Annotated in this window: 8 protein-coding genes and 1 pseudogene; 1 reads left to right on the top strand and 8 read right to left on the bottom strand. The window is 68.6% G+C overall.

Translation table 11 applies throughout. The features are described from left to right. Positions 1-69: 69 nt before the first annotated feature. From CH341_RS35325 to CH341_RS21890, 3 genes are all read right to left on the bottom strand, one after another. Positions 70-1,659, bottom strand: a complete 1,590-nt coding sequence (locus CH341_RS35325; protein WP_210208518.1) for an outer membrane protein — start codon at positions 1,657-1,659, stop codon at positions 70-72. Between the two features lie 139 nt (positions 1,660-1,798). Further along, positions 1,799-1,963, bottom strand: a complete 165-nt coding sequence (locus CH341_RS34365) for a hypothetical protein (protein ID WP_170149754.1) — start codon at positions 1,961-1,963, stop codon at positions 1,799-1,801. Positions 1,964-2,330: 367 nt separating this feature from the next. Beyond that, positions 2,331-2,825, bottom strand: a complete 495-nt coding sequence (locus CH341_RS21890) for a hypothetical protein (RefSeq protein ID WP_111421100.1) — start codon at positions 2,823-2,825, stop codon at positions 2,331-2,333. A gap of 254 nt (positions 2,826-3,079) precedes the next feature. On the opposite strand from CH341_RS21890, the gene CH341_RS21885 reads away from it, so the two are divergent. Then, positions 3,080-4,603, top strand: a complete 1,524-nt coding sequence (locus CH341_RS21885; RefSeq protein ID WP_111421099.1) for a lipopolysaccharide biosynthesis protein — start codon at positions 3,080-3,082, stop codon at positions 4,601-4,603. Here CH341_RS21885 and CH341_RS34360 read toward each other — a convergent pair. The 5 genes and pseudogenes from CH341_RS34360 to CH341_RS21865 form a co-directional block, all read right to left on the bottom strand. After that, entirely contained in the window at positions 4,575-5,666 is a 1,092-nt protein-coding gene (locus CH341_RS34360) for a glycosyltransferase family 2 protein (protein WP_170149753.1), read from the bottom strand. The genes CH341_RS21885 and CH341_RS34360 overlap by 29 nt on opposite strands. Positions 5,667-5,683: 17 nt before the next feature. Then, positions 5,684-7,207, bottom strand: a complete 1,524-nt coding sequence (locus CH341_RS34355; protein WP_170149752.1) for a hypothetical protein — start codon at positions 7,205-7,207, stop codon at positions 5,684-5,686. Positions 7,208-7,294: 87 nt separating this feature from the next. After that, positions 7,295-9,001: a glycoside hydrolase family 5 protein gene (locus CH341_RS21875; RefSeq protein ID WP_111421098.1), complete on the bottom strand. Its 1,707-nt coding sequence runs from the start codon at positions 8,999-9,001 to the stop codon at positions 7,295-7,297. Further along, a complete protein-coding gene (locus CH341_RS21870; protein ID WP_170149751.1) occupies positions 8,998-10,071 on the bottom strand; it encodes a glycosyltransferase in 1,074 nt (357 codons plus the stop codon). The genes CH341_RS21875 and CH341_RS21870 overlap by 4 nt, the downstream gene beginning before the upstream one ends. 177 nt (positions 10,072-10,248) lie before the next feature. After that, a pseudogene (locus tag CH341_RS21865) lies at positions 10,249-10,573 on the bottom strand (phosphomannomutase/phosphoglucomutase); the annotation flags it as partial.

The raw sequence follows: 10,573 nt of genomic DNA, 5'->3' as shown, positions 1-10,573 counted from the left end.
AGCGACGGACACGACGAGGAACAGGCGAAAAGCAGGCGAAGGGCAGGCCCGATCCGGTCGTGAGTCTGATCAGGGTGACAGTCGGACCGAAAGCCGGCTGCGGAGAACGAACGCGCTGTTGTCGTTGTCCCCCACCACCCATTGACCGGCAGGCAGCGTCACGTCGTCGTTCTTGAATCCGTAATAGAGACCTTCCAGGCCGACGCTCACGCGGTCCGTCAGTTTGGCGTCGACGCCGGCGCCGACCACGAAACCCACTTGGGTCTCGTCGGCCACGATGGCCACCGCAGAACCACCCGCACCCGCGGTGCCGCCGGTGCCGCCGACACCACCGGCCCCGGTGCCACCTGCTCCGCCGTTCCCGCCATTTCCGCCGGAGACTGCGCGCACGGCGTCGTTGCGTCCGAACGCGACGCCGGCCGTGGCGTAGAACAGATAGGATTGAGACGTCCAACCGAGGCGACCGCGCACGGTCCCGAGATATTTGTGGGCGTCGTCGTCGGTGGCGCTGAAGTCGGCCTCGCCGCCGATCACCATGCGATCGAACTGCCAATTGTAACCGAGATGGGCGCCGCCGAGGACGGAGAGGTTCTGCTTGAAGGCAGCGAACGCGGCACCGCCACCGCCACCACCACCGCCGCCGCCACCTGCGTCGCCGCCGCCCGGGGTCCCGGCGCCGCCCGCCGTTCCATCGCCGCCGTTGACGAGGCCGACGCTGTCGATCACATGGCCCGACGCGGCATACAGGGCGCCGAGGTGGACGCCGCCGTACACTCCGGTCCAGACGGCGGCCTGCGGAAGCGGCGGGGCCTTCGTGTAGAGGCCGACGCCGGCCGGCGAGATGTCGGTCTGGGTCGGATGGAACGACAAGCGGCCGCGCACCGTGACCATGTCGTCGTTCAGTCCGAACTGCGAGCCGCCGTCGAAGCCGTAGTAGAGCGCCTCGACACCGAGCGAGACTTGCGGCGTGAGCTTTGCCTCGACGCCGCCGCCGATCACGAAGGCGGCCTCGTGTGCGCCGTCGCGGAGCACCAGCCGCTGACCGGCCCCGGCTCCGCCTGCTCCACCGGCCCCACCCGGCGTCGCGCCCGCACTGCCGCCGTCACCGCCGTTGCCGCCGTTGCCCCCGGCGAAGACACCGATCGTCGTGTCACGCTCCGCCACCCAGGCCACGCCCGCGGTCCCGTACACGAGGAACGTGTCGAACGCGTAGCCGAGACGGGCGCGCGCCGTGCCGAAGACGTTGCCCTGGCCGAGGCTGTCCACGTCGGCCTCGAGGCCGAACACCGTGTTGGTGAACTGCCAATTGTAGCCGGCGTGGAGGCCAATGAGTGCGCGTCGGTCCTCGAACGAGCCGACCAGGGCTCCGCCGTTTCCGTTGCCTCCGTTGCCGGCCGTCCCACCGGTACCCCCGCCGGTCGCGCCGCCGCCACCGCCGGCGCCGCCGCCGCCCGCGACGCCGCTGCCGCTGACCAGCGCATCCTGCTGGGCATTGACGACCCCGCCGAAATGACCGCCGAAATAGAATCCTGCCCAGGCCGGAGGTGCGACCAGGGTCGGCGCGACGGGGGCCTTGGCAATGAGATCGGCGGCTCCCGCGGACTGAGATACCACGAGACAGGCCGTGCCAATGGCCAGTTTCCATGCGCCGTTTTTCATGCCCAGCCCCCACCCCTGCGGTTGTCCCCGGCCGGATATTAAATCGAACCGATCGGATTCGGAGCTTAATCCCGGCGATGACCCGCCGATTGTTTCTGGCTGAAGCAAATCTGCAACAAGGCGGATGGGCTGAGCAAAATCACACGCGCAGAAGGTGCTCCGAAATCGTGCTGTCGTCGCGGATTGCCGTCGGATCCGTCGACGCGCCGGACCACACACGGTGTCTCTGGTCTTTTAATACCTCTGTCGGCTCCCGATCGCAGCCTCCGGTGGCGGCGATCGGGATGCGTTCGCCGTCGATCACGTGACGGGTCCGCTGTTCGGCGTCTTGGCGAACCGCACGGCGCCGACGAGATCACGGAGCCGGCGCCCCGGCTGCCGGCACTGCTGCGCATGCTGGAGCTCCAGGCGGATGCCGCCGTGCTGTCGGACGACGACGATCCCCGAGTCCTCGATCAACCGGGCCCAGAGCCCGGACCAGAACGGCGAACCGGCGCCATGCGGCCTTGGTGATCGGAATCAGAGCACAGCGGATGTCGGAGCTCGGGTTCTTCTCGAAGCTGATTACGATCGCCGGCGCGCCGCCGTGGAACAGCAGCGTGTCACCGGTCCGGCGGGAGCATCGCGGCCGGTCGGGAACGAGCAGAAGGCACGGGTGTTCGCGCCTCTCGTCATCCCGTGAGCGCTTCGCGAAACTCCCACAATGCAGTCTCGAAGCCGGTCTTGATGCCGGGATCGATCGTGTGACCATGCTGCTCCAGGGCATCCATAAGTCGATCGACCAAGGTCATGCAAACTTCGTCCGTCGCCGCGGCGTCGGCCGTCAAGACGGGCGCCCGCGCCCAGACGATCTCCGAGAGAACAGCCTCGGCGACGGAGCGGCCCATGCTCTCCAGGTGGTCCGGCGAGGGCGCCAGGCCGGGGATCCCCGGTGGACGACCGGCATCCGCAGGAAAGTGAGTGCGGAGCCGTCTCACGACAGAGGCGACGACCCGATCGGCTGCCGCGTCGGGTCCTTCGACATCGCGCAGCACCGTGGTTTCGGCGCGCGCGCTGTCGAACGGAGCAGCGACACGGTCGTACGAACCCCGCGCTTCCGCGTTCTTCAGGATGCGTGCGAGAGCACCAGCGGGCCGGCTCGGGAGCGAGGTCTCGATCCTTTTCATGATCAGGGTCCCCGAGGGAAACGGCGGGACGAAGCGCCGCCGACGTGTGTCACTGCGGAGCCGTCGATGCGAAGCGCATCGTCGATCGAGCCCATCCGGAGCCGATTGCATCGATCGGCGCCGACGAGAACTCGTTCCGGTGTGATTGGTTGACTCGATAATGGATTCGGTATCGCCTGCCTCGCATACGATTTCAGACCGAACGGAATCTCTCGCACCAGGACGCTCGCCATGGCGCACGATCGGAAGGACGCATGACCGGACGTCTGGTCCGCAACACGATGGCCAGCGCAACGGCCGGGCTGTCCGTCATGCTGGGCGGATTCCTGAGCACCGTGCTTGTCGCGCGCATGCTCGGCGTCGAGGCGGCCGGAATCGTCGCCTTCGCCACCTGGGTCGTGACCGTGAGCATCGTCGTGGCGGATCTGGGGACGCCCGGCACGCTGTCGCGTTATCTTCCGGAGCTGCTCGCGCGGGGCGACCAAGCCGAGGCGGCCGGTGTGACCCGGCACTTGTTCCGCTGGCCGGGGATCATCGTCAGCCTTCTGTTCCTCGGATTCGGCGCCTATGCGATCGTGATCGCGGCGTCCGGCGGCACCGCCGAGAGCGGCAGTTCGCATATCAGGACGGACTCGCTGTTCTGGATACTCGTCGGCCTCGCTTGCGTCTTTCAAACCGCAGCCAACTACGTCAACGGGTACCTGCGCGGTTCGCAAGGGTTCGGCAGGATGGCGCGTCTGGCGGTGCTGTCGGCCGTGCTCCAGGTCGTCGCGACGGCCCTGGGCGGCTGGCTGTTCGGGGCGAACGGGGCACTGGCGGGGGCGATTGCGGTCGGCTTCCTGCCCTCCCTGCTGTTGCCCGGCATTCTCTCCCGACGCGGGAGCTTGTCGCCCGAGCTGAGACGCCGGGTCGACAGATTCACGTTCGAGACGTGGCTCGGTTATGTCGGGACGGCCTTCGCGTGGTCGCGGATGGAGATCTTCTTTCTCGAACGCAGCTGGGGCACGGAGTCCGTGGCCCTCTTCTCGGTGAGCCTGACGCTCGCCAATCTCGCGACCCAGGGGCCGTTGCTGCTCACCGGCGGTCTGCTGCCCTATTTGTCCGAACAGTCCGGCGTGAACGCCGGGGAGAAGATTCGCGACGCATACGCGATCGGGACCCGGCTCATCGCGTTTCTGGTTCTGCCGGCCTGCTTCGGCGCGGCGGCGATCGCACCCGTTCTGGTGCCGGCGATCTACGGCGGAGCTTTCGCCGGCGCGGTTCCGTCCGCCGTCCTGCTCGTCGCCGGTGCGGGATTCAGCGCCGCCTCTTCGGTCGGCGTGACCTATCTGCTCGCGATGGAGCGGACCCGCTTCGTGTTCCTCACCGGCGGCGTGTCCGCGATTCTGGTCCTGCTGGTGGGGTTCACGGTGGTTCCGACCTTCGGCCTGCTCGGCGCCGCGGTGGCCCGTGTCTCCATCCAGACGGCCGTCGTTCTCGCGCGCGTCTGGTACATTCACCGCAGCTTGAAGACCCCGACGCCGTACTCCTCTCTGGCCCGGATCCTGCTCGCGGCGACCGCGTGCGCCCTCGCGGCGTGGTCGTGCACGCGGCTGCTCGACGGGGTCGCCGCACTGGCCGTGGCGATACCGGTGGGGGCGCTCGTTTACGGCGTGGCCGTTCGAATCGTCCATGCGCTTCCTCGATCTGATTACGAACGGCTGAACAAGGCGCTCGTCGTGCTGCCCTCTGCGATCCGCGTTCCGGCGGTCACGATCCTACGACTTCTTTGCCCGTGATCGCGTCGGCTCCGACCGCCGGCGAGCGGCGCGCCCGGCGCGGCCACGGGTTCCGACGGATCGCGAGGGCGCGGTCCTTGATGTTGCGCGGCGCCAGCATCGCGATCGCGAGCCACGCCAGCTTGTTGGCGGTGAAGCGCCCGACGCCGTGTTCGCGAAACAGTCGCGAGACGTAGTTCAAGGCGACGGCGGGCCCGACCGCGGTGCCGAGAGCCGCCTGCTCGAGCGTCAGGTGGTCCCAGTGGAAGAAGAAGGACGCGGCCGCGGGCAGGGGCGCCACGTCCGGATGGTGTTTCTCCAGGAGAGTGTTCAGATGCGCCAGCCGGCTCTCGAAGCGGCGGCGGTCGCGACGGATCCGCTCGGGATCGAGGGGCTTCGCATGGGCCGACTTGGAGTGCTCGTGAACGCGATAGAAGGCGAGCGGACGCGACAGGCTGACCACCGTGCCGGCGAACGGAGCATAGAGCAGCGTCACGCCGTCGATGGCGGCTTCGTAATCGATGTCGTCGAGCCGGGAGAAGAGATCGCGGCGGAACACGTTGCCGGATGTCGGAGGTGACGACGGCATGCCGTTGCGGCGAATCTGCTCGCGTTGGGCGGTCTCGTCGTCGCGGTCGCCGATATCGGGGTACGCCGGCGCGAACGGGGCGCCGTCCTCGCCGACGGGCACCAGCCGGAACTGGACCTTGGCTGGAGCCTCGGCGAGACGACCCGCGACGGTCTCCAGCAGATCCGGTGCGGCGAAGTCGTCGGCATCGAGAATATAGACGTAACGGCCCTTGGCGCGGGCGATTCCGGCGAGACAGGCGCGCGCCTGATTGAGCCGGTTCGTTCGGACCAGGGTGAGGCCGGTCTGGATGGATTCGAGATAGTCGATCGAGCCGTCGTCCGACCCGTCGTCGACGACGATCAGCTCGAAATCGCGAAACGTCTGATGCTGCACGCTCGCGATGGCCACCGGGAGGTACCGCAGGTAATTGTAGTTGTTCACGATGACGCTGAACAGCGGGACATGGCCCGTTGCCTGGTCGGACGGCGGGTGGGACGGCTGACGCGACTCCATACAAAAAGTCCTCGCGGTCACGGGCGGACGACACGGATCTGGGCGAAGAACCCGCGAATCCGCCGATGCGCATAAGCCGTCAGCCAGACCAGCGTCGCCACCGCCTGGACGCTCACGACCGCGACCGGGTCGATGGTCGCGGCTGCGCCGGCCAGGACGAGGAAGAACAGGAGCGTCAGGAAGCGTTGGTCTTCCGTCAATCTGGTGCCGGTGTCGCGATACACCAGGTACTTGACCCAGCGCGCCAGCACGAGTGAGAGAAGGGCCGCAAGCCCGATCGGGTTGGTCGCGAGGAGGACGCCGTAACCGACCGTGCGCAGCAGTTGCAGAACGACGTAGAAGATTCCGCGGCTCGCCACGTCCAGCCTGTTGTAGGTCCAGAAGGCCACACGGGTGATCGCCAGATACGCGGCCCACACGCCGAGCACGCCGAGCAGCAGCGGCGCCTGCCCGGATCCGAGCGGAAGCCGCACCGCCCCGGCGTTGAAGGTGACGAGGAGCCAAGTCCCCGACACGGCGAATGCGGCGGCGGCGGTCCAGGCCCATGTCGGCTGGAAGCGCTGCGCGCAAGCCGCCCCGGCGCCGCCCCATGTCTGAGGCTTCGCCTCGTGCATGGTGGCCCGGGTGTCGTTCTCGACGTAACCGATCTCGTAGACACACCAGAGAGACAGGTGCAGCGCCAGAATCGCCGCGGCACCAGCGATCGGGGCGGGCATGATCCAGGCGAACGACAGCCACAGGAGCGCGACGTCCTCCAGGAGAACGCCGTACAGCATGTAGTTCTCGCCGGGGCGCTTGCCCCGCTGGGTGTAACGGAACGGCACGTAGGCCTCTGCGAAGGCGGGCCGGTACTCTGCCGCCGGCCATCGGACGAGGAGCGGCATCGCGCAGTCCTCCAGGAGGTCGGCGTCGGTTTCGCTGTCCGTGATCACGATGGCGCCGCAGACGAGGCCGCGCCCGTGCCGGCTCGCGATGGAGGCGCTCTTGCCGAGGCGGCGGATCCGATGCCCGGACAGGAGCGTGCCCGAGGCGACGAGCTCCGCCTGCGGAGCAATGTGTCGGAGCAACGGCTCGACCAGGGCGCCAAATCCGAGCGTCGCCACCCGGAACGAGGCGTACCCGCTGTCCTGCAGAGCGTCGAGAAGCTCACGATTCTGCCAGAGCGCCGCGAGCGCCGGCGCCCGCCGCCGCCACAGCGGGATGCTCCAGGGCAGAAGCACCGAGCAGACCAGAACCCGCAGCCAGTCGCGATAATGGTGTTGCCGCGCCGCGCCGCCGAGCAGGCGCCACGGGCGCAAGACGTCCAGAGCCAGGAGGATCAGATAGGCGAGCAGTCGAGGACGGAGGCTGCGGAGATACTCCTCGGTCGAGTTCCTGAGCCAGAGCGTCTCGTCGAAATCGACGATGATCTCGGTGCCGGGATCCGCCGCGGCGAGGGCTCGCCGGACACGCTCGCCCGGATCGACGTCGTCCGGAGCGAGATCGGCCGGAGCGAGGTCGGCCGGAGCGAGCACGCGGGCGCTCGTGTGTGCATTCGACATCGAGGTCGTCCTGTTCCGAGGCGCTCCGAACGCGACAATTTCGGACCGGAACGAGCGAGGCGATCCGGCAGTCCCAGAGACCACGCGTCAAGCGACGAGGGCCGCCATGTCGGCCCTCTCGATGAAGCGAGGGAAGGCGACGATGCGAACCAGATAGCCGCCGGACGACGCCTGCGCTCCCAAGGAGAACGCGACACGCGCGGCATCGGGCATCTCCGCACGGCCTTCGACCGGCGATTGCCCGGTCACGCCGAGGCCGGCGCGCTGCTGGACGCGGTCGATCGTCAGCCCCACCCGGCGCTTGGACTGCCATCGCGCCAGCGGCTGCGAGGCGGTCCGCAGGAGCTCGCCGGAGAGAAACTCGGCCGCGCCGCTCGGCGCACGCCGCAGCAGCGGCTGCGTCCCGGTTCTCAGGAGATCGACCGCCGACGGGGTCGACGGCAGCTCGCGCGTCTCGATCAGGAGCGTGAAGCCTTCGCCGCCCATGAGGCCGAGCAGCGCTTCCCCAGGGGTGGCGGACAGGGGGCCGGCCGGCCCGCCGATCCGGATGCCTTTGCGGTCGGCCAGGTCCGACACGGACCGCGGTCCGGACTCCTGGGCTTCGGCGCCGAGGGCGAGTGCAGCCTCGAGGCTCGGCACGCCGAAGACGCGCCCGCGCGCGAAGTCCAGGTCGACAGCGGCCCCCTCCGTCACCCAGGCGTTCGACGACTGCGGCCGGGCGTAGCGGGCCAGGATCGCCGTCTGCTCGCGAATTCGGCCGTCCTTCCACGGCCCCAGATTGAACATCTCGGTCTCGGGCCAGCGCGGTCCTCCCGCCCAAGCGGCCCAGCCGAGCCAGATGTCGGGGTTCGCGCTCATCTCCTGGCAGAGATCGTGCAGCGCATTGTAGCCCGCCGGATTACGGCCGCCGTTGAACTCGCCGAGATAGGCCTTGAAGCCGTGCGCGCGGGCCCAGGCCTGGAACGCCTCGATGCGCTCCGACCCGATCGTGCCGGACACGGCGTCGGGACGTGTGCCGGACGAGTCCGCGTCGAAGTATTGATGGACGTCGAAGGCGAAACGGTCGAGCGGATCGATCACGCCCTCCATCACCGTGTTGTTCGCCGTGAGCCAGGAATGCGCGCCGGTGTAAGCGACGCCCGGCACGAGAATGCGGTTCGTCGCTCCGGTGCGGCGAATGGCGCCGATCGCCGCGTTGGCGATGCCGAGCCACGCGTCGCTCGACAGTCCGACCGGCTCGTTCATCAGGCCGAAGAGGACGTCGTCGTCGGCCGCGAACAGCCGGGCGAGACGCGACCAGAAGTCCGCGAAGGCGTCGCTCGGCACAGCGGCGCTGCCGATCTGATGCTCTCTCGACCAGCCGTCCTCCGCGATCCGCCGCTTGGCATAGTTGTGCGGATCGAGCACGACCTCGATCCGACGACCGGTCGCGTAGCGGGCGACATCGGTCAGCAAGCGCTCCTCCGCGGGCGCGAACGGTGCGCCGAGCCGCGGCTGCAGGCGTTCCCACTTGAACGGGAGTCGGATCAGGCCGAAGCCGAGATCGCCGAAATAGTCGACGTCGCGCGGGCCGGGATACAGATACTCCGTGCCGTGAACGCCCGGGATGGTCCCGAAGTCCGCGCCGGCGAGATTGACGCCACCCTTCGGCGAGGTCTGGTTCGGGCCCTGGGTGGTGGCGTGCGACGGACCCGCCGTTCCGGGCCGCGCGGTCGCGATCGTCGCCCCGACCGCCGCGGTGGCGAGAAGGACGCTCCGCCGGGTCGGACGCGCCGCGATGGTGCTCGGCCTCATCGGGCCTGCTCCTGCCGCGCAGCCGAGCCGGCCGCGATCGCCGACAGGAACGCAACGACGTTCTCGCGATCCGCTTCTGCCTGGCTGTTCCAGCGCTCCAGATTCGCGGTGGCGGCGCTGGCGGCTCTCGACCGCCAGTCAGGACGCTCGAACAGGCGCGCGATCGTGCAAGCGGCCTCGTCGGGCCGAGCCGGATCGATGAAGGTCCCGGAGCCCCCCAGCACCTCGCGGAAGATCGGCTGGTCGGGCACGACGACGGGAAGGCCTGCATACTGGATTTCCAGCAGCGGCAGACCGAGGCCCTCGTCGTGCGAGGTCGACAGGAACAGGTCGAACCGGCTGATCGCAGCGCGGGCCGCGTCGTCGTCGAGGAAGCCGTGCAGAACGACGCCCGGCATTCGGCCGAGCTCGGTCGCGTCGTCTCCCCAGCCGGGCCGTCCGATGATGTGGAGCTCGACCGGAATGTCGAGCTGGCGGCGAAGTCCCTCGCACACGCGGGCCGCCGCGAGAAAGTTCTTCCGCGGCTCGATCGTGCCGAGGGCGCCGACGATCAATGGCCTCGTCGGGCCGAACGATCCCTCGGAGTCGTTCACGCTCGGCCGGGGTGAGAGACCGAACACGTTTCCGACCACCGGACGATACAGACGCACCTCCGCGTCGGGCCGAACCCAGGCCAGCAGCTCGCGCAGGGTCGACTCCGAGTTGACGAGAAAGTAGCGGAGCGCTCCGATCGCGAGCCTGAACGGCGGGGCCATGTAGAGCTTGGCGCTTCGGTTGAGATCGCGCGTCCGCGTGATCAGGAAGAGATCGTGGACGTAGAAGACGGTCCGCTCGCGCAGGAAGGCGAATGCCGGGGACGGCGGGTATCCGGGAAACACCCAGACGGTGTCGGGGGAGAGCATGGCGCGGGCCGGATTGGCGAGCATCTGCTGGACGATCATCGACGACCGGCTCGCGCATTCGCGGCTGGAATCGAGCACGAGCGGATGCAAGGCGGGCGGAGAAAAGAGCTGATCCGTCATCCGCTCGATGCCCGAGGCGCGCCGGCCCATGTGGGTTCGATCGACCACGAACCTCGTGCATCGCGCCGCGGCGGTCGAGCGGGCCGGGTCGCGAGCAGTCTTGCGCCTCGCGGCCCCGGTGCGAAATCTTGCGCTTTGGAAGCTGTTCATGTCGTCCCGGTCCGTGAGTGAACTCCGTGACACGTCGCCCCGACGCCGATGCGGGGCCAGTCCGACGTCCGGCGCTCAGATCGTCTGATTGTACGCTCCGACCGCGGGGTGGGTGCGCAGGACGGCGTCGACGGCCTTGAACATGTCGTGCATGCGGGCCTCTGACACCGGGCTCTCGACCACGACGACCAGCTCCGGCTTGTTGGAAGAGGCGCGCACCAAGCCCCAGGTGCCGTCCTGGACCGTGACCCGGACGCCGTTGACCGTGACGATGTCGCGGATGTCTTGGCCCGCGACAGGAGCGCCTTTCGCCTGCGCGTCCCGAAAGTGTTTCACCACCGCGTCGACCACGCCGTATTTCGTCTCGTCGGCGCAGTGCGGCGACATGGTCGGCGACGAC

It is taken from the genome of Rhodoplanes roseus, from assembly GCF_003258865.1.
GTDB lineage: Bacteria > Pseudomonadota > Alphaproteobacteria > Rhizobiales > Xanthobacteraceae > Rhodoplanes > Rhodoplanes roseus.
The sequence above is the reverse complement of the archived record's forward strand: the minus strand, read 5'-3'. Positions and strand labels throughout refer to the sequence as shown.

Coding starts and splice junctions, on each gene's coding strand:
- CH341_RS21885 (WP_111421099.1), top strand. CDS start 3,080: ATGACCGGACGTCTGGTCCGCAACACGATGGCCAGCGCAACGGCCGGG.
- CH341_RS21875 (WP_111421098.1), bottom strand. CDS start 9,001: ATGAGGCCGAGCACCATCGCGGCGCGTCCGACCCGGCGGAGCGTCCTT.
- CH341_RS35325 (WP_210208518.1), bottom strand. CDS start 1,659: ATGAAAAACGGCGCATGGAAACTGGCCATTGGCACGGCCTGTCTCGTG.
- CH341_RS21890 (WP_111421100.1), bottom strand. CDS start 2,825: ATGAAAAGGATCGAGACCTCGCTCCCGAGCCGGCCCGCTGGTGCTCTC.
- CH341_RS34355 (WP_170149752.1), bottom strand. CDS start 7,207: ATGTCGAATGCACACACGAGCGCCCGCGTGCTCGCTCCGGCCGACCTC.
- CH341_RS34360 (WP_170149753.1), bottom strand. CDS start 5,666: ATGGAGTCGCGTCAGCCGTCCCACCCGCCGTCCGACCAGGCAACGGGC.